At 70.2% G+C, this 22,621-nt stretch carries 17 protein-coding genes and 2 pseudogenes; 5 read left to right on the top strand and 14 right to left on the bottom strand.

Annotated elements, in window-relative coordinates:
* Positions 1-14 precede the first annotated feature (14 nt).
* From ACZ7FF_RS42950 to ACZ7FF_RS42900, 11 genes are all read right to left on the bottom strand, one after another.
* A complete protein-coding gene (locus ACZ7FF_RS42950; protein ID WP_470819929.1) occupies positions 15-692 on the bottom strand; it encodes a FadR/GntR family transcriptional regulator in 678 nt (225 codons plus the stop codon).
* Positions 683-1,696, bottom strand: coding sequence for an aldo/keto reductase (locus ACZ7FF_RS42945; protein ID WP_470819927.1), 1,014 nt, complete (start codon positions 1,694-1,696; stop codon positions 683-685). Before ACZ7FF_RS42945 ends, ACZ7FF_RS42950 begins: the two co-directional genes overlap by 10 nt.
* Positions 1,697-1,731: 35 nt before the next feature.
* A complete protein-coding gene (locus ACZ7FF_RS42940) occupies positions 1,732-2,775 on the bottom strand; it encodes a sugar kinase (protein WP_470819925.1) in 1,044 nt (347 codons plus the stop codon).
* A complete protein-coding gene (gene eda, locus ACZ7FF_RS42935) occupies positions 2,739-3,401 on the bottom strand; it encodes a bifunctional 4-hydroxy-2-oxoglutarate aldolase/2-dehydro-3-deoxy-phosphogluconate aldolase (protein ID WP_470819923.1) in 663 nt (220 codons plus the stop codon). The genes ACZ7FF_RS42940 and eda overlap by 37 nt, the downstream gene beginning before the upstream one ends.
* On the bottom strand, positions 3,398-4,159 hold the full coding sequence (locus ACZ7FF_RS42930; RefSeq protein ID WP_470819921.1) for an SDR family oxidoreductase: 762 nt from the start codon (positions 4,157-4,159) through the stop codon (positions 3,398-3,400). The genes eda and ACZ7FF_RS42930 overlap by 4 nt, the downstream gene beginning before the upstream one ends.
* A complete protein-coding gene (locus ACZ7FF_RS42925) occupies positions 4,156-5,199 on the bottom strand; it encodes a zinc-dependent alcohol dehydrogenase (RefSeq protein ID WP_470819919.1) in 1,044 nt (347 codons plus the stop codon). The genes ACZ7FF_RS42930 and ACZ7FF_RS42925 overlap by 4 nt, the downstream gene beginning before the upstream one ends.
* A gap of 292 nt (positions 5,200-5,491) precedes the next feature.
* Positions 5,492-6,391, bottom strand: a complete 900-nt coding sequence (locus ACZ7FF_RS42920; RefSeq protein ID WP_470819918.1) for an amidohydrolase family protein — start codon at positions 6,389-6,391, stop codon at positions 5,492-5,494.
* Positions 6,384-7,718, bottom strand: a complete 1,335-nt coding sequence (locus ACZ7FF_RS42915; protein WP_470819916.1) for an L-fuconate dehydratase — start codon at positions 7,716-7,718, stop codon at positions 6,384-6,386. Before ACZ7FF_RS42915 ends, ACZ7FF_RS42920 begins: the two co-directional genes overlap by 8 nt.
* A 95-nt stretch (positions 7,719-7,813) precedes the next feature.
* Positions 7,814-8,860: an ABC transporter permease gene (locus ACZ7FF_RS42910; RefSeq protein WP_470819914.1), complete on the bottom strand. Its 1,047-nt coding sequence runs from the start codon at positions 8,858-8,860 to the stop codon at positions 7,814-7,816.
* Positions 8,853-10,415, bottom strand: coding sequence for a sugar ABC transporter ATP-binding protein (locus ACZ7FF_RS42905; protein ID WP_470819912.1), 1,563 nt, complete (start codon positions 10,413-10,415; stop codon positions 8,853-8,855). The genes ACZ7FF_RS42910 and ACZ7FF_RS42905 overlap by 8 nt, the downstream gene beginning before the upstream one ends.
* Positions 10,416-10,460: 45 nt before the next feature.
* Entirely contained in the window at positions 10,461-11,519 is a 1,059-nt protein-coding gene (locus ACZ7FF_RS42900) for a sugar ABC transporter substrate-binding protein (protein WP_470819910.1), read from the bottom strand.
* A 1,061-nt stretch (positions 11,520-12,580) separates the two neighbouring features.
* On the opposite strand from ACZ7FF_RS42900, the pseudogene ACZ7FF_RS42895 reads away from it, so the two are divergent.
* Together ACZ7FF_RS42895 and ACZ7FF_RS42890 are read left to right on the top strand one after the other, a co-directional pair.
* A pseudogene (locus ACZ7FF_RS42895) lies at positions 12,581-13,653 on the top strand (S-(hydroxymethyl)mycothiol dehydrogenase).
* On the top strand, positions 13,653-14,282 hold the full coding sequence (locus tag ACZ7FF_RS42890; RefSeq protein ID WP_470819908.1) for an MBL fold metallo-hydrolase: 630 nt from the start codon (positions 13,653-13,655) through the stop codon (positions 14,280-14,282). Before ACZ7FF_RS42895 ends, ACZ7FF_RS42890 begins: the two are co-directional and overlap by 1 nt.
* Before the next feature lie 186 nt (positions 14,283-14,468).
* Here the strand turns inward: ACZ7FF_RS42890 and ACZ7FF_RS42885 are convergent, their stop codons facing one another.
* Together ACZ7FF_RS42885 and ACZ7FF_RS42880 are read right to left on the bottom strand one after the other, a co-directional pair.
* Positions 14,469-15,572 carry a cellulose binding domain-containing protein gene (locus tag ACZ7FF_RS42885; RefSeq protein WP_470819906.1) on the bottom strand — a complete coding sequence of 368 codons (1,104 nt, stop codon included), beginning with the start codon at positions 15,570-15,572 and terminating at the stop codon, positions 14,469-14,471.
* A gap of 807 nt (positions 15,573-16,379) precedes the next feature.
* Positions 16,380-16,901: pseudogene (locus ACZ7FF_RS42880) on the bottom strand (alpha-L-rhamnosidase C-terminal domain-containing protein); the annotation flags it as partial.
* A 415-nt stretch (positions 16,902-17,316) separates the two neighbouring features.
* Here ACZ7FF_RS42880 and ACZ7FF_RS42875 point away from each other — a divergent pair.
* Positions 17,317-17,601: an Nramp family divalent metal transporter gene (locus ACZ7FF_RS42875; protein WP_470819904.1), complete on the top strand. Its 285-nt coding sequence runs from the start codon at positions 17,317-17,319 to the stop codon at positions 17,599-17,601.
* A complete protein-coding gene (locus ACZ7FF_RS42870; RefSeq protein ID WP_470819951.1) occupies positions 17,537-18,430 on the top strand; it encodes an Nramp family divalent metal transporter in 894 nt (297 codons plus the stop codon). The genes ACZ7FF_RS42875 and ACZ7FF_RS42870 overlap by 65 nt, the downstream gene beginning before the upstream one ends.
* A gap of 528 nt (positions 18,431-18,958) precedes the next feature.
* Here ACZ7FF_RS42870 and ACZ7FF_RS42865 read toward each other — a convergent pair.
* Positions 18,959-19,768, bottom strand: a complete 810-nt coding sequence (locus tag ACZ7FF_RS42865) for an SGNH/GDSL hydrolase family protein (RefSeq protein WP_470819902.1) — start codon at positions 19,766-19,768, stop codon at positions 18,959-18,961.
* Positions 19,769-20,881: 1,113 nt separating this feature from the next.
* Here ACZ7FF_RS42865 and ACZ7FF_RS42860 point away from each other — a divergent pair.
* Positions 20,882-22,318, top strand: coding sequence for a DUF1996 domain-containing protein (locus ACZ7FF_RS42860; RefSeq protein ID WP_470819900.1), 1,437 nt, complete (start codon positions 20,882-20,884; stop codon positions 22,316-22,318).
* Positions 22,319-22,621 lie beyond the last annotated feature (303 nt).

Raw genomic sequence — 22,621 nt, 5'->3', positions numbered from 1 at the left:
TGTCCGTGCTGACCTCAGTGCTCTCGGAGCGATTGTTCGGTGTTGCTGACGTGCAGCAGAGCGGCGGCCTGACAGAGGGAGGCGTCGCGGAGGGACAGGGCGTTGAAGATCGCCTCATGCTCCGCGAGGGTCCGGCCCGAGGCCTGGGCGTCGACCAGACCGCGCCAGATGCGGGCGCGCAGGGTGCGGCCGGAGATGCCCTCCAGGAGAGTGAGGAGGGTCTCGTTGCCCGTGGCCGAGATGACGGCGCGGTGGAAGGCGGCGTCGTGGGCGTTGAGCTGCTCGACGTCGTCGCGGGCCTCGCGCATGGCGTCCAGGTGCCGCTTCACCTCGGCCAGCTGCTCGTCCGAGATCCGGGTGGCTGCCAGCGCGGTGGCCACCGGCTCGAGGAGCCGCCGTACCTCCATCAGGTCCTGCAGGGCGGCCGAGTCGCCCTGCAGGAGCTCCACCGCACCGCCCAGCCCCTCCAGGAGCAGGCTCGGCTGAAGGCTGGTCACGTACGTGCCGTCGCCTCGGCGGACCTCCAGCACGCGGGCCACCGCCAGTGCCTTGACGGCTTCCCGGGCGAGGTTGCGGGACAGGCCCAGCTGGGCGGCCAGGTCCGGCTCCGGCGGGAGCTTCGAGCCGGGAGGCAGGGCACCGGTCCTGATCAGTTCACGGATCCGCTCTATGGCCTTGTCCGTCAGAGACACCGCGCATCCCTCCCCCGACCGTCCCCCGCCGGTACGTCCGCCCTGATGAGACCCTGAGCGCGGAGGTCGTTCCAGAGGTCTTCGGGGATGTGCTGACCGTGGAGTTCCACGTTTCGTACGACCTGTTCCGCGTTCCGCATGCCGAGGGTGACGTTGATGATACTGGGATGAGTGAACGGGAAGGCGATGGCGGCGGCGGGGAGCGTGGTGCCGTGCGCCTCGCAGACCTCCGCGATCGCGCGGGCCCGTGCCACCAGGTCCCGCGGGGCGTCCTGGTAGTCGTATTTCATGCCCCCGGCGGGCCGGTCGAGCGAGAGAAGTCCCGAGTTGAACACGCCCACCGCCACGACGCTCCGCCCGAGTTCCCGCGCGGCCGGCAGGACGTCGTCCAGTGCCGACTGGTCCAGGAGCGTGTAGCGTCCGGCCAGCATCACCACGTCGGCGGCGGTCTCGCGCAGGAAGCGGGCGAGCATGGCCGACTGGTTCATGCCGGCGCCGATCGCGCCGATCACGCCCTGGTCGCGCTGCTCCGCGAGCGTGGGCATGGCCTCCTCGACCGCCTGCCGCCAGTGGTCGTCCGGGTCGTGGAGGTACACGACGTCCAGCCGGTCCAGGCCGGTGCGCTCCAGCGTGTCCTCGATGGAGCGGAGCACTCCGTCGCGGCTGAAGTCCCACTGTCTGCGCAGGTCGTCCCGTACGACGAAGCCCTCGGTGTCGACGCCGCGCGGCTTCTCGTTGGGCACGAGCAGCCGGCCCACCTTGGAGGAGACGACGTATGCGTCGCGGGGCCGGTCCCGCAGGGCGGCGCCCAGGCGCCGCTCGGAGAGGCCGAGGCCGTAGTGCGGTGCGGTGTCGAAATACCGTACGCCGGCCTGCCAGGCCGCCTCGACGGCGGCGGCCGCGTCGTCGGCCGTGGTGACGCGGTAGAGGTTTCCGATCACGGAGGCCCCGAAGCCGAGTTCCGTGAGGGATGCGCACGTGTTCTGGATCTTCCGCTGGTGCAAGTCGTGCTCCTGGGGTACGGGTGACGAGGCGCCGGTCAGCGTCTGACGTGGGCTGATCCGCCCGCGATGAGCGCCTCGACCTCGGCGAGCGAGGCCATGGAGACGTCTCCGGGCGTGGTCATCGTGAGTGCGCCGTGCGCGGTGCCGTAGGCCAGGGCGCGTTCCAGGCCGGTGCCGCGCAGCAGTCCGTGGATCAGACCGGCGGCGAAGCCGTCGCCGGAGCCGACGCGGTCGAGGACGTGCAGACCCGGCATGCGGGGCCCGGCGACGAAGCCGGTCTCGGCGGACCAGGCGGCCGACGACCAGTCGTTGACCCCGGCCGAGGGCACTTCGCGCAGGGCCGTCGCCAGTACCCGCGCCCCGGGCAGCAGACCCGCCACCTCGACGAGGGCGTCCGCCGCCTCGTCGTCCCCGATGCGCACCTGTCCCGGGTACGTCCCGGCCAGGCCCAGGGCACCCACCACGACGTCGGCGTGCCGGGCGAGCCGCAGGTCGGCCTCCCGGGCCCGGTCGGCCCCGCCCCGGCCCGCCCAGAGGCTGGCGCGGTGGTTGGGGTCGTAGGAGACGGTGACGCCGTGGCGGCGGGCCGCGGCCATGGCCTCGTCGGCGACGGCGACGGTGGTGTCGGACAGGCCGGCGAAGATGCCGCCGGTGTGGAACCAGCGCACCCCTCCCGAGAAGACCGAGTCCCAGTCCAGGTCGCCCTCCTGCAGCTGGGAGACGGCCGTGTGCGCGCGGTCGCTGACGCCGAGCGCGCCGCGGACGCCGTAGCCGCGCTCGACGAAGTTCAGGCCGTTGCGTGCCGTGCGGCCGGCGCCGGTGTCCGGCACCCACCGGATCAGCGAGGTGTCGACACCGCCCTGGAGGATCAGGTCCTCGACGAGCCGGCCCACCTCGTTGTCGGCGAGGGCGGTGACGACGGCCGTCCGCACGCCGAAACAACGGCGCAGTCCGCGTACGACGTTGTACTCGCCGCCGCCCTCCCAGACTTGGAACGAGCGGGCGGTGCGGATCCGGCCCTCCCCCGGGTCGAAGCGCAGCATCACCTCGCCGAGGGCGATGACCTCCGGTCCGCACATCTCCCGCTCCCTTCCACGGCTTCGGCGGTCAGCCGCCTGACCTCGTCGTAGCGCCCGCCCTCCAGGTGGGCCGCGGTGGCCATCCAGCTTCCGCCGACGGCGAGGACCGCCGGATCGGCGAGGTAGTCCGGCAGCCGGTGGGCGCCGATCCCGCCGGTCGGCACGAAACGTGCCTGCGGGAAGGGGGCCGCCAGGGCCCGGAGCATCCTGGTGCCGCCGAGCGGTTCCGCGGGAAACAGCTTGACGGTGCCGAAGCCCGCCTTCAGGGCGCGCATCAGCTCGGTCGCGGTCGCGACACCCGGTACGACGGCGACCCCCGACTCACGGCACCTGGCGACCACGTCCGCGTCGAAGCCGGGTGACACGACGAAGTGGGCCCCAGCCCGGACCGCACGGTCCGCCTGCTCGGGAGTGAGGACGGTGCCGGCGCCGACGGTCAGTCCGCCGTGCGCCGCCATCGTCTTCAGCACCCGCTCGGCGTCGGGAGTGCGGAAGGTGACCTCGGCACACCGGGCGCCGCCCGCCGCGAGCGCGTCCGCCAGCGGAGCGGCCGTGGCCGGGTCGCGCACGGTCAGTACCGGCATGATCCGGGCGCCGGCCAGCAGGGTGGCCAGGTCGGTGGTCATCGGCCGAGCCATCCGCCGTCGACCGGGAGCACGGTGCCGTGGATGTACGCGGCGGCGTCCGAGGCCAGGAACACGGTGGCCCCCGCGAGGTCGTCGACACTGCCCCAGCGGGCGGCCGGGATGCGGTCCAGGATGGCCTTGCTGCGCGCCGGGTCGTCCTGCAGGGCCTGGGTGTTGTCGGTGGCGATGTAGCCGGGGGCGATGGCGTTGACGTTGACGCCGTGCGGGGCCCACTCGTTGGCCAGTGCCTTGGTCAGGCCGGCTACACCGTGCTTGGCCGCGGTGTAGCCGGGCACGTTGATGCCGCCCTGGAAGCTGAGCAGCGAGGCCGTGAAAATGATCTTTCCCTGACCGCGGGCCACCATCGCCGCGCCGACGGCCCGGGTCAACGCGAACTGCGCGCTGAGGTTGACCTGGAGTACCAACTCCCAGTCCGCGTAAGCATGTTCGACAGCGGGGGCGCGGCGGATCGTGCCCGCGTTGTTGACGAGGATGTCCACAGGCCGCTCGCGGCAGGCGAGGGCCACGCCCAGGGCCCGCACGGCTGCGGGGTCGGCCAGGTCGGTGCGGATCGCTTCGAACGCACGGCCCGCGGCGACGACGTCCTTCTCCACGGCGCTGCCGGACCGCTCCAGCGAGGCGCTCACGCCGATGACGTCCGCGCCCGCTTCGGCCAGCGCGCGGGCCATGGCCCGGCCGATACCGCGCCGCGCCCCCGTGACGACGGCGAGCTTCCCGGTGAGGTCGAACGGGTTCATACGGCGGCTCCCTGGGCGTCGTCGGTGCAGTCCACCAGGATCTTCAGCACGTCACCGCCCCTCTCCAGGGCCTCGAACGCGGCAGGTGCCTGCGTGAGCGGCACCACCCTGCTGATCAGCCGCTCGGCCGGGATCGTGCCGTCGGCGACCAGGGCGACCGCCTTCTCGAAGTCGGAGCGGTCGTACAACCGGGCCCCCACGAGCGTGAGTTCGCGCCAGAAGAAGCGGTGCAGGTCCACCTCACGGGGCCGGGCGTGAATGGCCACCAGACACAGGCGGCCGCGTACGCCCAGCACCTCGACGGCGGTGTCCACGCCGCCCGCCGCGCCGGACACCTCGAAGGCGACGTCCGCGCCCGCCTCTCCGGTCCACTCGTGCACCAGCGCCGGCACGTCGTCGTCGGCCGGATGCCAGGCCGTCAGGCCCAACTCCTCCGCGATCCGGCGGCGATGGGCGCTGGGCTCCACGACCCGGACCTCCGCGCCGGCGGCCCGTGCGACCAGGGCGATGAGGACGCCGACCGGGCCGCCGCCGACCACGACGGCCTTCTCCCCCTCCCGCACCCCGGCCCGGCCGACGTCGTGCACGGCCACGGCCGTGGGTTCGACGAGCGCGGCCCGGTCCAGGGGGAGGGAGCCGGGCAGCCGTATCAGGGTGGAGGCGGGCACGGTCCAGCGCTGCTGCATCGCGCCCGGGGAGTCGATGCCGATGAAGTCGAGATGCCGGCAGATGTGCTGGTGGCCGGCCCGGCAGGCCGCGCAGGTGCCGTCCCAGCGCAGCGGCATCACGGTGACCGCGTCACCCGGTCGCCAGCCCTCCACGTCCGGGCCGACACGTACGACGCGGCCGGACATCTCGTGCCCGAGGACGGCGGGCGCGTGTACACGGGCGTCCATGTCGCCGTGGAAGATGTGCAGGTCGGTGCCGCAGATGCCGACGTAGGCGGGGGCCAGCTCCACTTGGCCGGGGCCGGGTTCGGGGGTTTCGGCAAGAGTCGTGCCGAGGGTGCGTGCGGCCAGGTAGCGGACTGCGAGTGTCATCGTGATCTCAGGGTCCCTTCAGCGTGGACGCCGGTGGTGAGCAGCGGGTCGGCGTGGGTGCGGATGCCGGCGGTGACGCCGGTGCGAGCCCGGCCGGGGGAGCGGGCGGCACCGGGGAACTTGTGGCGGCGCGGGCACGGGTGCCGGCCGGAAGCGGTGCCCGGCGACGGCCGGCGGCTCCGGGTCCGCCCTCGGGCGGCACCATCACGCGGGCCGGCTCGAGGGGCAGCGCGCGGGCGCCGGGGCCGCCGCCGGCCAGGGACCGGAGGACGCCGGGGTGCGGCAGGTCGGGTCAGGAGCACGAGGGTGTTCCCTCCTTCTCCTCCGACAGGCGGTAGAAAGAGGTTGCCGTACCGGAGAGGACCGCCTGCTTCTCGCTCTCCGAGCAGTCGTTCAGCAGTTCCTCGACGGTGGCGGCCCACCGGTTCCAGCCGCCTGCGAGGACGCACACCGGCCAGTCGGAGCCGAACATCAGCCGGTCGGGCCCGAAGGCGTCCAGCAGGACGTCCCACACCGGCCTGATGTCGTCGATCGTCCACGTCCGGTGTTCCGCCTCCGTGATCAGTCCGGAGACCTTGCACCGCACCTGGGGACCGCCGGCCAGAGCGCGCACCTCACGCTCCCAGTCGGCCAGCCCTCGGCGGCCCACCGGAGGCTTTCCCGCGTGGTCCAGGACCAGGGGCAGGTCCGGGAGGCGCCGGGCGAGCCGGATCGCCTGCGGGAACTGGTGGGCGCGGATGAGAACGTCGTAGGCGAGGCCCCTGTCCCGCACGGCCCGCAGCCCCCGCTCGACGGTGGGACGCTGGAGCCAGTCCGGGTCGCACTCGCTCTGCACGAGGTGTCGCAGGGCTCGCAGACGGCCGCCTCCGGGCCCGATGAGCAGGGCGTCGAGCACGTCACCGATCGCGGGCGAGGTGAGGTCCGCCCAGCCGACCACGGCGCCGACCAGCGGGTCCTGGTCGGCGAGTGCCAGCAGCTCCTCCGTCTCGGGGACGGAGACCACGCACTGGACGAGCACGCTGCTCGCCAGCCGCCGTCCGGCGATCGGCCGGGTCGCGGACTGTCTCAGGTCCTCGGCCCCGTACGTACGGCGGATCGGCTCGTGCCCCGGCTCGTCCAGCCAGGGCTGCGGCCGGCGGTCCAGGTCCCACAGGTGGTGGTGGGAGTCGATCAGAGTCAGCACATCAGACACGGGAGGACCAGACCGGGCCGTCGGGGTAGGAGTACTCCTTCAGGGACTCGGCGTGCATCTGCGCGCTCAGCCCGGGGAGCGTGGGCGCGAGGTAGTGGCCGTCGGCGATGCGGACCGGGTCGGCGAAGTGCTCGTGCAGGTGGTCGACGTATTCGATGACCCGGTCCTCGACCGTGCCCGATACGGCGACGTAGTCGAACATCGACAGGTGCTGCACCATCTCGCACAGACCGACGCCGCCCGCGTGGGGGCAGACCGGCACTCCGAACTTGGCGGCGAGCAGCAGGATCGCGATGTTCTCGTTGACGCCACCGACCCGTGCCGAGTCGATCTGCACGATGTCCACCGCTCCGGCCTGCAGCAGCTGCTTGAAGACGACCCGGTTGGCGATGTGCTCCCCGGTGGCGACCTTGATGGGACGCACGGCATCGCGTACGGCGGCGTGGCCGAGGATGTCGTCGGGCGAGGTGGGTTCCTCGATCCAGTACGGCTGGTAGGGGGCCAGGGCGTGCATCCAGTCGATCGCGGCCTGGACGTCCCATCTCTGGTTGGCGTCGACCGCGATGCGGATGCCGTCGCCCACCGCCCGGCGCGCGGTGCCCATGCGCCGTATGTCGTCCTCCAGGGAGGAACCCACCTTCAGTTTGATCTGGGTGAAGCCGGCGGCGACGGCCTCGCGGGCCAGGCGGGTCAGCTTCTCGTCGGAGTAGCCGAGCCAGCCGGGAGTGGTGGTGTATGCGGGATAGCCCTGGTCGAGGAGCCGGGCGGTGCGGTCGCCGCGACCGGGTTCCGCCCGGCGCAGGATCTCCAGTGCCTCCTCGGGGGTGAGGGCGTCGCTCAGCCAGCGGAAGTCGACCTGCGCGACCAGTTCCTCCGGCGGCATCTCGGCCAGGAAGCGCCAGACGGGCTTGCCGGCCCGCTTGGCGGCAAGGTCCCAGGCGGCGTTCACGACCGCGCCGGTGGCCATGTGGATGGCGCCCTTCTCCGGTCCCAGCCAGCGTAGTTGGGGGTCGTGGACAAGGGATCTGGAGAAGGCTCCGAGGTCGCCGCAGACCTCGTCCACGGACCGGCCGACCACGTGAGGGGCGAGGGCCGCGATGGCGGCGGCCTGCACGTCGTTGCCGCGTCCGGTGGTGAAGGCCAGGGCATGGCCCTCCAGACCGTCGTCCGCGTCGGTGCTCAGGACGACGTAGGCGGCCGAGTAGTCGGGTTCGGGGTTCATCGCGTCCGACCCGTCCAGATGCTCGGAGGTGGGGAAGCGCACGTCCAAGACGTCGAGGGCGGTGATGCGGGCGGATGCCGGGGGAGCGGGCAGGGCGGATGACATGGCGGCAACTCCTGGGAGAGTAGGGGAACACGGCCCCTGGTGACGAGACGTGGGCAACGGCGGAGGGCGCGGGGCGGCCGGACGGCCAGCCGGTTTCACTCCTGGGCCTTGCCGCCCGTGATGCGCGAGATGGACAGCGCGACCAGGATGATCAGGCCGTTGAGAGCTCCGATCCACTGGGCGGGGACACCGGCCAGGGTGAGCACGTTCTGGATCATGAAGAGCAGCAGGATGCCGCTGAAGGCGCCGAACATGGTGCCCTTGCCGCCGTTGAGGCTGATCCCGCCGATGACGGCGGCTGCGAAGACGGTGAAGATGTAGCCGTTGCCCTGCGCGGAGGCCACTGAGGCCAGGCGTCCGGAGAGCAGCAGCCCGGCGAGGGCGGCGAGCAGGCTGCCGGTGACGATGACGATCCACAGCACCCGGTCGGTGCGGATGCCGGCCGCCTTCGCCGCGTCGACGTTGCCGCCGATGGCGTACAGCGAGCGTCCGAAGCTGGTCCAGCCGAGGACGACGACGGCGACGGCGAACAGCACCAGGCAGATCCAGATGGAGGCGGGCATCCCGAACCATTCGGCAGTGCCCGGATACAGCATCGACTGCGGCAGCTGGAAGAAGGTCTGGCCGCCGGAGATGCCGGTGAGGATGCCGCGCAGGACGATCAGCATGCCGAGGGTGACGATGAAGCCGTTGAGGCCGAAGCGGATGATCAGCAGGGCGTTGATGACGCCGACGAGCGCGCCCACGGCGAGGGTCACGGGGATGGCCAGGGCGCCGGGGAGAAGCCCGAGCCCGTGTCCGGCGCCGGCTGGCACGATGAGCCATGCCGCGACACCCGGGGCGAGACCCATGGTGGACTCCAGCGACAGGTCCATCTTCTTGACGATCAGGATCATCGTCTGGGCGAGGACCAGCAGGGCCATTTCGGACATGGTCTGCAGGACGTTGATGAGGTTGTCCGCCTGGAGGAAGACCGGGTTGACGATCTGCCCGACGATCGCGATGGCGACGATGGCGGGGACGAGGGCCAGGTCGCGCAGCCGGGCCACGGGTACCCGGCCGCCGAACAACAGCCCGGTCCGCTTCGCCTCCGCTTCCGTGGTCTGCGGGGCGGTGGTGTCCGCGAGGACGGGTTCAGGCATCGAGGTCCACTCCTTCCATCGCGGCCACGAGGTCGTGGTCGTGCCAGCCGCGGGCGATCTCTGAGGTCACACGGCCCTGGAACATCACCAGGACCCGGTCGCACATGCGCAAGTCGTCGAGTTCGTCGGAGGCGATGAGTACTCCGGTGCCGGTCTTCGCGGTCTCTTCGACCTTGCCGAGGAGGAACTCCTTGGAGCGTACGTCCACGCCCGCGGTCGGGTTGATCAGGACCAGCAGCCGGGGATCGTCGGCGAGTGCGCGGGCCATGACGACCTTCTGCTGGTTGCCGCCCGAGAGGGCGGAGACGGGCAGGTCGGGTCCGGGGGTCTTGATGGCCAGGTTCTCGATCATGCTCTCGGCGAGCCGGTCCCGGCGGGCCCGGCTCAGGAATCCGTTGCTGCCGAGCCGGCCCGGTACGGACAGCGTGGTGTTGTCCGCGACCGACATGCCGGGCACGAGGCCCTGGTGGTGCCGGTCCTGGGGGACGAACCCGGCACCGGCGGCGAGCGCGGCGGGCACGCTGCCCGGCCGCGGCCGCTTCCCGGAGATCGCCACCGCGCCGCTGTCGGCGGCCCGCAGTCCCACCACGGTCTCGGCGACCTCGGTACGGCCGCTGCCGGCGGCCCCGGCGAGCCCGACGATTTCCCCGGCGGCGACCTGGAAGGTGACGTCGTCGTAGGTCTCGCCGCACATGCCGTGGACGTTCAGCGCGGCCGCGGCGCCGGCGTCGACGGTGCTCACCCGTTCCTCGCGCCGGCCGGCCGCCGCCTCTCCGGTCATGGCCGCGACCAGCTCACCGCGGGGAAGCTCCGTGACCGGCGCGGTCACGATGTGCCGGGCATCCCGGAACACCGTCGCCATGTCGCAGATCTCGTAGACCTCCTGGAGGTGGTGACTGATGAACAGGAAGGTCACGCCCTGCCGTTGCAGGTCGCGAATCCGGTCGAAGAGCCGGTGGATCGCCGACCCGTCGAGCTGGGCGGTCGGTTCGTCGAGGATGATGAACCGGGCCCCGAAGGACAGCGCACGGGCGATTTCGACGAACTGCCGCTGCTCCACGCTGAGATCGCCGGCCGGACTCTGCGGATCGACGTCCACCGACCAGGTCGTCAGCAGGTGCTGCGCGCGGCGGCGCACACCCCTCCAGCTGATCAGGCGGTTGCGGCCGTGGTCGTGCCGGTTCAGGAAGAGGTTCTCGGCGACGGTCAGCGTGGGGATGATCGTCGACTTCTGGTAGACGCAGGCCACGCGCTGCCGCCAGGCGTCGCGGTCCGAGAGCCGAGGCGCCGTGACGCCGCCGAAGGTGACGGATCCCTCGTCGGGTGCCTGAAGCCCCGTGAGGACGGACACCAGGGTGGACTTGCCGGCCCCGTTGCGGCCGACGAGGGCATGGGTCTCGCCGGGCCTGATGGTGATCCGGGCGCCGTTCAGGGCCACCGTCGGACCGAATCGTTTGACTATGCCCGTCGCCTCGACGACGGGCGGGTCCGCCGGGACCCGTCCATCGTCCGCCGGGGCGGGCGCGGGGCTTGCTGCCCGCTCCCCGTCGCTCATCTCAACCGCCTTGTCAGCAAATGTCGTTGGGTTTCTGACCGGATGTCAGCCGAGGTGGTTTCCCCACAGGGAGGTGTCGTCGCTCTTGACGCTGGACACGCCGTCGTAGGTGCCGCCGTCGGCGGTGACGAGCGGGGCCGAGAGCTGGTCCTCCAGCAGCCCGTCGCGGACCTGGATGATCGTGCTGTCGTGGCCGGTCTTGCCCGGTTTGAACGTCTTCCCGTCGATGGCGGCCTTCAGGTAGTACAGGGCGTACTTGGCGTAGAGGTCGGCCGGCTGCGAGACGGTGGCGTCGATCTTCCCGGCGGCGATGTCCTTGAGCTCCTCGGGGATGCCGTCGTTGGAGACGACGAAGACGTGCTTCTTGTCCTTCGGGCCCACCAGCAGCCCCTTCTGCTTCAGCACCTGGAGCGTGCCGGAGAGGGCGAAGCTCGACTGCATGTAGATGCCCTTGATGTCCGGGTGGGCGGTGAGGTCCGTCTGGAGCTTCTGCGCGGCGACGGCGCCGTCCCAGTTGGCGGCTTCCCCGAACACCTTGATGCCGGGGTAGTTCTTCTTCATGCAGTCGTTGAACGCCTCGGTGCGGTCACGGCCGTTGATGGAGGACAGGTCGCCCTGCAGCATCACGATCTTGCCCTTGCCGCCCAGCTTCGTGCCGAGGTACCGGCACGCCTTCTCGCCGTACGCCCGGTTGTCGGCCCGTACCACCATGAAGACCTTGCCGCTGTCGGGGCGGGTGTCGACGGTGACGACCGGGATCTTCTTCGCCTCCAGCTGCGCCAGCGTCGGCGCGATGGCGGCGGTGTCCTGCGGGGCCATCGCGACGCCCTTGACGCCCTGGCTGATGAACGTCTGCGCGTTGGCGGTGAGCTTGGCGACGTCGTTCTGGGAGTTGGTGGTCTTCAGGGAGAGGTCCAGCTGCTTCGCGTAGGTGGGCGTGTACTTGATGTACGAGTTCCAGAAGTCGGTGTCGGAGCGCGGGTAGTCGACGCCGACCAGCGGCTTGTCGCCCGACGACGCGGTGCCGGAGCCGCCGCACGCGCTGAGCAGCACCAGTGCGGAGAGTGCGGAGGCGGTGGAGCAGAGGACGGTTCTGATTCTCATCGGTTGTTCCTCGCGCTGGTCCCGGAGCGGGAGATGTTTCCCGAACGGCGGACAGATGTGAGCGGCCGTCCGGAGAGATGGGATGTTTATAGGTGTCGCCCGGAGGGCTGTCCAGGCCGATGCTGGGAAAGAGCAGGAAGGTGAGCATTGGATGCCCGGGTCTGACGCGTTGAAGGCGGACCTCGAGAGCGATCCATCCCATGAATGATGTGAACCCGTGACGTTGGCATCCGTGATGCCGGAGCCGGGTGATTGCGGCGGCGATGCCAGGCACTGCCGGTTCTTCCGCCAGAGGTCGTCACACACCGTGACCTGCCCATTCTGCTGTGGATTTGCTCCGCACGTCCGCCCACGGTCCGTCCTCGACGTCGGCGAGGCGGTGATATCCGCCGGTGGCCGCCGGAACGGCTTTCCACCGCGGACAAGACTGCTCACCCCGCGTGCACACTCGGTCCGTGTCCAGGCGCCCGTCCGGCCCACAACACCGACCCGGCCACCCTCATCGCCATCGACATCTGCGGCCAAAAAACCCGCGGCCCACCGGGCGTTCGCCCGCCGGACCGGAGGACCTGTCGGACTCGGTGGGGCCGGATGCCCTTCGCGTGATTCCTAGCGTCCATCGGGGTTGAGGGGATCCTCCGAGGTGGTGTCGTCCGAGGGACTGCTCGGTGTCGTCCGAGGGACTGCTCGGTGGCGGTGAGGGGTGGCTCGGCGGATGTGAGAAGGACGGGGACGGCGGCGGCGAGCCATGGGCCCTTCGCTCCGCTTCCGTCTCGGTGGTCAGCTCAGAAAGCTACCGGGCACCGCAGCCGCGCATAGCTGCTCGGGTGTGATCCGCAGGAGCACGGATTTCCCGTGAAGGGCACCGGCGGACAAGGGCCACTGGCTGCTCGCCATCACCTGCAATGCTCGCCGGACGTGAGCGTTTTCGAGTGCGCCCCGGCGGCGTGAGGCCGATGTTGCTCATGTCCGGCCGGGTTCCTCTCCGAGCGTGATGGTCCCCTCACCGTCCAGAGGACGCAGAATCGGTGGTGAAGGCAATAGAGGTAAGGGGCCAGAGCATGGTGCAGGAAGTGCGCGGTGTGATCGCGCCGGGCAAGGACGAGCCGGTGCGGATCGAGACGGTCATGGTGCCGGATCCGGGTCCCGGTGAAGCCGTCGTACAGGTCCAGGCCTGCGGGGTCTGCCACACCGACCTGCACTACAGGCAGGGCGGCATCGGTGACGGCTTCCCCTTTCTGCTGGGGCACGAGGCCGCGGGTGTGGTGGAGTCGGTAGGAGAGGGGGTGACCGACGTGGCTCCCGGTGACTTCGTGATCCTGAACTGGCGTGCCGGGTGCGGTCGGTGCCGGGCCTGTCTGCGTACTGCTTCGACACGCACAACGCGAGGCAGCGGATGACCCTGGCCGACGGCACGGAACTGTCCCCGGCGCTGGGGATCGGCGCGTTCGCCGAGAAGACTCTGGTCGCGGCCGGCCAGTGCACCAAGGCCGACCCGGCCGTCTCACCGACCGTCGCGGGAATGCTGGGCTGCGGGGTGATGGCGGGCATCGGTGCCGCGATCAACGCCGGGAATGTCGGGCGGGGCGACTCGGTCGCCGTCATCGGCTGCGGTGGCGTCGGTGACGCGGCCATCGCCGGGTCGAGCCTCGCCGGCGCGGAGAGGATCATCGCCGTCGACATCGACGACCGCAAGTTGGCCATGGCCCGCGCCCTCGGCGCGACCCACACCGTCAACTCCAAGGCCACGGACCCGGTCGAGGCGGTGCGGGAGCTGACCGGCGGCTTCGGTGCCGACGTCGTGATCGAGGCGGTCGGCCGCCCGGAGACCTACCGGCAGGCCTTCTACGCCCGTGACCTGGCCGGCACCGTCGTCCTGGTGGGCGTGCCCACGCCCGAGATGAAGCTGGAACTGCCCCTGCTCGACGTCTTCGGCCGTGGCGGCGCCCTGAAGTCCTCGTGGTACGGCGACTGCCTGCCCTCGCGGGACTTCCCGATGCTGATCGACCTGCACCTCCAGGGTCGCCTGCCGCTGGACGCGTTCGTCACCGAGACCATCCGGCTGGACGAGGTGGAGCAGGCGTTCGAGCGGATGCGCCACGGCGACGTGCTGCGCTCGGTGGTGGTGCTCTGATGACCGTGCGCATCGAACGCCTCGTGACGTCCGGGCAGTTCAGCCTCGACGGCGGAACCTGGGACGTCGAGAACAACGTGTGGATCGTCGGCGACGAGCGGGAGGTGATCGTCATCGACGCCGCCCACGACGCCGAGGCCATCGCCGCCGCCGTGGACGACCGGCGGCTGGTCGCCATCGTGTGCACCCACGCCCACAACGACCACATCGACGCGGCCCCGGCACTCGCCGACCTCACCGGGGCGGTCATCTGGCTGCACCCCGACGACCTGCCGCTGTGGAGGGCGACCCACCCCGACCGCGAACCCGACCGGCATCTCCTCGACGGCCAGGTCATCGAGGCCGCCGGCACCGACCTGACCGTCCTGCACACCCCCGGGCACGCGCCCGGCGCGGTCTGCCTGCACGACCCTGGACTCGGCGTCGTCTTCACCGGCGACACCCTCTTCCAGGGAGGACCGGGCGCCACCGGACGCTCGTTCTCCCACTTCCCGACGATCATCGACTCCATCCGCGACCGGCTGCTCACCCTGCCGCCGGAGACCAAGGTCCTCACCGGCCACGGCGACTCCACCACCATCGGGGCCGAAGCACCCCACCTGGAGAAGTGGATCCGACGCGGGCACTGACCACGGGGCGGGCAACGCAGGCACATTCGGGGCTGCGGGATACCGGTACCGCGAGATGGCCTCCGCGCACGAGAACGCGCGAGGCGGGGGCGCGCTGTCCGGCATCCTGCGGCTTCTCCGCCCCGGGAGAGGGTCCAGCCTGCCGGCGGATGTCTGCCGCCTGACCGCCCGTCTCCGCTCACCGTGTCACACCGAGCGGCACGGATGCTTGTTCAGGGTGACACCGGTGATGTCGTTGCCGCTCGTCTCCCCGTCGTAGATCATGCCGATGGTCAGCGCGCCTCCGGCGGCCACATATCGGTCGTAGTCGACCGCCGATACGGTGACCTGGTTGCCCTCGGTCGTGCTGGTGCCGTACCAGGTCTCTCTCAGTCTGATTCCCGCAGCGATGACGAAGGTCACCTGCCAGTCCGACAGGGCGACCGCCGACTGCACGGACAGCTCCACCTGCGCGCCGCTCCCCCAGTCGTCGTCCATCGTGAGCCGGCTGGTGCACACAGGCGCTGACCTGCCATGGCCGCCCGGTTGGTGCACTGCTGTGCCAGGGGAGGAGGAGGGGGAGGGCTGGATGGAGGAGGGGGAGGGCTGCATCTTGTCCTTGGACGGTGCGTCGTAGAAGGACTGGGCCGGGACCGCGGGGGCCGAGGAGAATGCAGACCGGGGAGCCATCGGCACGACGATGGACTGACCGGGAGTGGCTGTCGAGCGGGCCCGCGCGTCGTTGCCCGCCTGTCCGTGTGGCATCGCGACGACCGTCACAGCTGCCAGGCCGACGACTGCGGCGGCGATGGATCCCGCGACCGCCCATGAGGCGTTTCGCCGCAGCCGCAGTAACCGCCGGGCCATCAGCCGAGTGACGCGATCCGGCGATGTCGGCTGGGTGACCTGGTGTTCAGCGTCCCTCCGCGCGGTGGCGTAGGCGGGGCCGCCCCACCCCAGGGCCGCGGAAGCGAGCACAGTTCCCAGTGTGCCGTCGCTCACCGCGTTCAGGCAGGCCGACAGGTCTCCGCACTCGGCGCAGCCGGCGAGATGACTGTGCAGTTCCGCGGGAAGCGGATGGTCGCCCCGGCGCATGCCGGCGATCAGCATGCCCCCATAGGAGCGGCAGGTGCGCTGCCGCCGTCCGTTCTCCATGTGCTCGGCCTGGCAGTGCTCCACGAAGACCGTGTCCAGCTCCTCCAGGACGCGGGCGGTGTAGGCCGGGTCCCATCCCAATGCCGTCGCCAGACGTTCGGCCGGGAGCGCCTCGACATGACTCCACCACAGCATCTCCGCATCGAGCATGCTCATGTTTGACAGGCTGAGCAAGCCCAGCGGGGCTTGCTCGCGAGGAGTGCCGGTCCGGTCGAGCCAGGCGGCATAGTCCGGACTCAGCAACGAAGCGCGTTCCGGCTGAGACCTCCACGCCGCGGCCGCGCCATGCAGCCGGTGCAACAGGCGGGGTACGGCGGGCAGTCCACTGACCGGGACTCCCGCCACGCACCCCTCCTGCGAGTCCGAACAGGCCGCAGCGGAGTGCACGAGTGCCTGAGCCGCCTCCTCCGTGGTGGTGCACAACGCGGCGTACGTCAGGCCGATTTGTGCGTATCTGTGGTCGAGTAGCCGTCTGAGTCCTGGCGATGGCGGATCGGCGTTCAGCAACGACCGTCCGGACCGCTGTATGGAAAGAATCCCTTGGCGCACAGGTCACCTTCCTCGAACTCGATGAGCCGTCGGCAGGGGGCATCTACCAGCAGGCCGCTCGGCTCCGAGTGCGGGCCGAGCCGCCGGATTCCTACGATTACACGTCGCCCGACACGGCACGGGGAATTCGCCGGTGCCCTCCCATTTCTGCCCGGAGCGGAGGGTTTGCTGCCCGTGTGCCTTCCCTTGTGTCTTTGAAATTCCTGGCTCGCTGCGCCTGGCGCGGTCAGGCGCCCTGGCGGGCACGTGCACGGGCGGAGCCGAACGCGGCTTGCTCGGAGCTCAGTTGACGGACCATCTGCTCGCATGGTGTGGAGGGGCTCTGGTCCGCGCTGCGGAGGCCACACGGAACGCGATCGTGTCCACCCCGTCGGAGAGATCTGCGGAGAGTCATGCCAGGAAGGACGTCACGTCTTACCGGCCCGACGACAGACGACATGAGGCGATCTCGCCGGAGAATCCCAGGAAGGTCACCCCTTCGGCATGCGACAGGGGCGCCCGGGCTTCGCGCACGGCGCCGGCACTCCTGGCGGGCAGCCGCAGCGTCGCCGTTGTGTTGGCCGGGACGACTGCGCGGTAGTGCAGTTCGCGTCCGCGCAGCTGCCAGGTGCTCTCGATCTCGCCGTAGGGCGAGAGGTGGGTGGCTCTCACCCTCTTGATCCGGCCGGTGGGGTCGGGGTGCGGCTGGAGGAGGAAGCGCCGGAAACCGGGGTGGTCGGGGTCCTTGGCGATGCCTGCCATGCTCTCGTACACCCACTCCATGATCGCGCCATAGGAGTAGTGGTTGAACGAGTTCATGTCGACCGGGCCGAATCCGCCTTCCCTGGAGTAGGAGTTCCAGCGCTCCCACACGGTGGTTGCGCCGTTGTCCACCGAGTACAGCCAGGAGAGGGTGTTCTCGGTGTAGCCGAGGCGGGTGCTGTCGGGGTGGCGGGCGATGCGTCAACCGCCTGAAGCAGCGGCGAGGCACCGCGACCCGCTGCGAGACGTCCGCGACCATCTACTTCGCCGGACTTCACATCGCAGAACGTCTGCCTCTGTTCCGCAGTCACCTGCGGTGTCCGCCACCGTGCGATGCGGGCGGCAACCGGGTAGAGCCGTACACCGGTCGTTCACACTCCGGGGTCAGCGAAAGGCAACGTGGCATGGACGGAAGTAGGGCCGCACAAGAGGATGGCGACGGACCGGCGCGCCGCAGGAGCCCCGGCTGCGCGAGGCAAGTTGGAGACTTGTCGGGCCCGGCATCGTGGTCGCGGCGACCGGAGTCGGTGCGGGCGACATGATCGCCACCCTCATCGCCGGTAGCAGGTACGGCTACACCCTGTTGTAGGCCGCCGTCGCCGACTGCCTGGTGAAGATTGCCCTGGCGGAGGCGGTCGGGCGTTGGCACCTGGCCACCGGGCGCACTCTGTTCGACGGCTGGCGCAGCCTAGGTTCCTGGACGACCGCCTACTTCGCCGTGTACGTGGTCGTCTGGGGCTTCGTGTACGGGGCGGCTGCCATGTCCTCGAGCGCGTTGCCGCTGCATGCGCTCTTCCCTCAGGTCATGGGTCTGAAGGGAGGGCTGTGCTCTGCGGGGTCGGCGGTCTGGTGTTCGTCTGGTTCTATCGGTACGCCGTGTTCGAGAAGGTCATGACTGTGCTGGTCGGAGTCATGTTCGTGGTCACGGTCTACCTCGGTGTCCGAGTCACCCCGCACCTCGCAGAGGTGTTCGCCTCGCTCGCCCCCGTCCTTCCGGCAGGCTCCATGTTCTACACCTCGGCCTGGTCGGCGGCACGATCACACTGGCCGCCTACGGCTACTGGGTCAATGCCAAAGGCTGGACCGACGCCACGTGGATGAAGGTGATGCGGCTGGACAACTGGGTCGCCTACGGCATCACCGGCGTCTTCGTCATCGCCATGCTCTTCGTCGGCGCCGAGCTGCTGCACTCCTCCGGGATCGCCCTCGCCGACGGAGACAAAGGCCTGCTGAGCCTGAGCGACGTGCTGGCGGACCGGTACGGCACGGCCACCGCCAAGCTGTTCCTGGTCGGGTTCTTCGCCACTGCCATCACCTCTCGCCACTGCCATCACCTCGCTGATCGGCGTGTGGCACGGTGTCTCACTCATGTTCGCCGACTTCACCGTGAAGGCGCGGGCGCGGGCGCGGCGGGCGGGAGCACCGCCGGGGGCGGGGAGCAGGAGGTACCGAGCGGTGCACTGGAGAAGTCGGGGCCCTTTCGGGCGTACCTGCTCTGGCTGACCTTTCCACCGATGACGTTGCTCTTCCTGAACGAGCCGTTCGGCCTGGTGATCGTCTACGGGATGGTCGGCGCCCTGTTCATGCCGTTCCTCGCACTGACCCTGGTCTGGCTGCTCAATTCCTCCCGCACACCGGCCCGATGGCGCAACGGAACGCTGACCGGTGCGGGCCTGCTGTTCGTGGTGCTGTGTGTCCACCAGCTCCGCGATCTGCCCTGGTAGCAGGATTCCGGCCTCGGCATTTTGTATTCGGCCCCGCCCGACCGGCTCGGACGATCGGCCGTTCGTCTCAGCGGGTGATGACGGCAGCGGTGTACCTGTGCGAGCACACCTCCCTGTGTCACCCGCACTGCGGCGCCGAGGCCACGATCCGACCCCCGACCCGACCCCCGACCGCGCCCAGCGGATGTCCGCATCTGCCGACGCCGAGGCGCGTTCCTGTCCTGGCCAAACGCGTCGGTCGGCAGAACCTGGATCCGAAGGAGTCTGTCTCCGGGACCGGTCCAGAGGTTGTCCCGGCCCGGAGCTCCGGTGATGACGACCTCGCAGCTCTTGGTGCTGAACGGGGGGAGGTGTCTCCCGCAGTGCGTACTACCTTGACGTCGGTGTTCGATGACTCGGTGTCGGGTGTTGCCCATTGCGAGGCGCAGCCGTCTCGTCGTCGACGGGCGGGAGCGCGGTGGTACAACCCCGGCATGTCCGGGACCGGGCGGTCCTGCCCTGTCCCGGACTCGGTGCGCTGGGCCGGGTTCAGGCGATGGCGGCGCTGACCGGTGGCAGGTAGCCGTGCCGTTGGCCGGTGGCGTTCGGGTGGTACGACGCCCCGTCGTGCTCGATCCGCAGGATCCACTCTTCGTCCGGGCCGCCCGAGGCACACACCTCGTGGCCGTGGAACGCCTGCCGTACGTCGGCGAAGCGGAATCCCGCCGCGTGCGCCTGCGTCTCGATCAACGCGTCGGCGTCGTCCACCATCTTGTTGATCCGGACGCGGTGCTCCCTGGTGGCAGCCGTACACTCCGTGGTTGCGTCGAACAGGTGCGGATAGCCCGCCACGACCACCCGGGCGTTGGGGGCGTGCTGCCTGATACGCCGGTACGTCTCAGCGAGGGCGGGTGGGAGTCCGTTGCGGATGACCGACTCGGCGAAGCCGAGAGCCTCATCGCACAGCCCGGGGTTCACCGGCTGGACGACGCACCGGCGGACAACTCCCGCGAAGTCGGCGTCGACGGCGCCGACCGTGACCGTGACGAGTGTGGTGTTCCGGTTGAGGACGGGGACCTGCCCCTCTGCGACGTCCACGGTCGCCGCGCCGGCGCACGCGGCATAGACGAACGAGGCCGGGCGGTGCTCTTCCACCCACACCCAGGGGTATGCGTTGCGGCTGCGGCGGCAGTCGTTGGGCAGGTAGTCACCGGCCCCCAGCCCCGACGAGAACCCGTCGCCGAGTGCGACGTAGTGGATCAGGGCACGGGGTGCAGCGGCCGACGGGGCCGCGACCGCCGTGGACATGAGAGCGGTTGCCGCCGCGGCCGTGATCGCGGCGAGGAACTTATGGCGCACGGATTTCTCCCAGGGACGTAGCCACCCCATGCCGATATTACTGAGAGTAGCTGATTGGAAGCCAATGGTAACCAATTGTGACCCGTTCCGGGGCGCTGCTGGGAGCGCCGCGCCTGACGTCAGGAAGCCATTGCGGGATGTCGTCGTCCATGTCGCATTCGTTGTGGACGTCTTCTCCCGGGCGATCGTCGGCTGGTCCGCCGCCACCGGCAAACGAGGGAGCCCGTCCTCGACGCCTCGACGCCTCGACGCCTCGACATGGCCTAGGCGACGCGGCCGCGCCGGCACACCAGCCGGCCCGGGCCTGGTTCATGGGCGATCTCCGCGGCCTCTTCCGAAGTGGCGCCGGGGCGCCGACCGGCGTCGACCTCGGCCGTGCGGACCCAGCTCCGCACGGCCTCAGCCGTGCCGATGCCCGGCTTCGCGGCGACCGCCCAGCACGACCACCCGTGGTCCCGCGCCGGGGCCGGGATGCGCCCGTCGGGACGCCGAACCGCTCATGGGCGTGAGCGGTTCGTCGGCCGGCCGGCGGCGCGCTTCCGCCTCCCGGACGCGCTCGCCGTCGACGACCGGCCCGGCATGCGGGGCGAACGTCGTTCCGGCCCAGGGTAGTTCGGACCCCGCGCCGTCGGCCCATCGTGCCTGCTCAACGCCCGAGCCCCTTCCTCGCCCGGGTGTAGGGCAGGTGCCGCCGGAGTTGCGCTGCCGGGGGCGTGTGCCGCTGCCGGAGGACTGCCGCGCCCGAGCAGCGCACGCCGTCGCCGTGCGGGATCCCGCGGAGGGGCGGTGAACGCTTGAACAGGCTTGGCCGTACACGCGGCCACAAGGCGCGAGACGGCTACAAGGAGCATCGCAGATGTCCCGTGGGTGACGAATAACGGTATCCGCGGGCGAGCAGCCCGAACGCGAAGGGTCCCCGGTGCCATGCCTGGCCCAGCCGCTCGGTGGCCGTAGAGGCCTGGTTCCACGGGAGTGAACCGCGGAGTCCGAGACGAGAGCACGCGGAATCCGCGAAAGTACCGAGCCCCCGCACCGCGGCGTCCGCGGCAAAGGGCCTCGCTCCCCTCATGCCGGTGCCTCGATGCCGCCCTCAAGGAAGTTCGAAGGAGTTTCATGGAACGCAACGCGCGAAAGCGCCGTACACCGCTTGCCGCCAAGGTGGTCGCCGCATCGGCGGCCCTGGTGCTCGGCGGGGGCGGCCTGCTGTGGGCGAACTTCCATGCCTCGGCGCAGGAGCCGGGTCACCAGACGTGGGGAGGCGATCAGACCAAGGCGGCGCCGCCTCAGGCCGTGACCGTCTCCTGTCCCGACGTCAGACAGAAGCTGGGGAACGTGCCATCGAGCATCCAGGACGACATCGCACGGGAACTGGCCGGTCTCGACCGCCAGACGACCGCCTTCGACCAGCGGCTGGTGGCCGCGGGGGATCAGGCCGGGGACCCGGGTTTCGTGCAGAGCTCCATCCTCGAGCCGCTCCGGCGAAGCCGGACTACGGTCCTGCAACGTATCCAGGTGAAGATCTCGCTGGCGGGCGGCACCGCACCGGGTGATCTGGTCACCCTTGCCGGCTGCACCGCCATGCCCGCCGGTCAGAACGGCAACGGAGAGCAGAGCAGCACCGGCGGGCAGGCCGGCAACGGCCCGGTCGCGGCGGACTTCGTCGACATCACCAGGGTCCGGCCGAACCTCCATGCCAAGGCTCGTGCCGGTCGAAACGCCTCGACCGGCACGTTCACCATACGCTGCGGCGTGAACGCCAACAGGCTCCACAACACGGACAACGTGATCGTGGCGCCCGGCGTGACCAACGGCGCGCACCACACGCACGACTACGTCGGCAACCAGAAGATCAACGCCTTCTCCAGCAACCAGACGTTCCTGCAGGGCGACACCAGCTGCCAGAACAGGAACGACCTGTCGTCGTACTACTGGCCGGTGCTCCGGGCCCAGGACGGCTCGCAGGAAGTGGACCAGAACCAGCTCGGCGGTGGCAAGGAAGGCAACGTCGGCAGGATCCTGACCCCGGTGCAGGCCCAGATCAAGTACGTGGGCAACCCGGCCGGCAAGGTCGTCGCGATGCCGCAGTTCCTGCGGATCATCACCGGTGACGCCAAGACCACGACCAACGGCCTGGCGAACGCCAACGCGCACTGGAGCTGCACCGGTTTCGAGGACCGGGTCCAGCTGACGGCGCGGTACCCGATATGCCCCCGGGGCAACAACGTGGTGCGTACCTTCGCCTTCCAGAGCTGCTGGGACGGGCAGAACACCGACAGCTCCAACCACCGCACCCATGTCGCGTTCGCCGACGCCGACGGCAACTGCCAGAACGGCTTCAGGACGATCCCGCAGCTGACCATGCGTCTCGTGTACAAGGTCGCCCCGCCGACCATCGTGGGCGGGCAGGTGAAGAACGCCTACGCGGTGGACGGCTTCCCCGACCAGCTGCACAAGCCCGCCACCGATCACGATGACTTCATCAGCATCACGACCGGCGGCCTGGGGAAGCGGATCGCTGACTGCATCAACCGCGGCCGGAAATGCACCTGAGCGGCTGCCCCCGGCTCACGAACGGGGCCCGGCGGCCGTCGCGCTCGTCCGCGCCGGGGGGACCGGCTCCGTTCGTGCGGTGCGCTACGTCCTGCGCCTCGGGGGGATGACCACCTCGTCGAACCCGTTCCGGGCGTGCGCGTCGGCGATGCCGAAGGTCACGCGGGGGTCCATTGGACGCCGGCAGACGATCGGCTCGATGCGTCTTAGTGGGCGGTTCGTAAGGTGATGTCCGTTTCCGGTTGAGGCTGGGCAAGGTCGCTGGTGGAGGCTCCGTCGGCTATGGCTTCCTGGCGAAGTTGC

Source organism: Streptomyces sp. NPDC037126 (genome assembly GCF_055605965.1).
The sequence above is the reverse complement of the archived record's forward strand: the minus strand, read 5'-3'. Positions and strand labels throughout refer to the sequence as shown.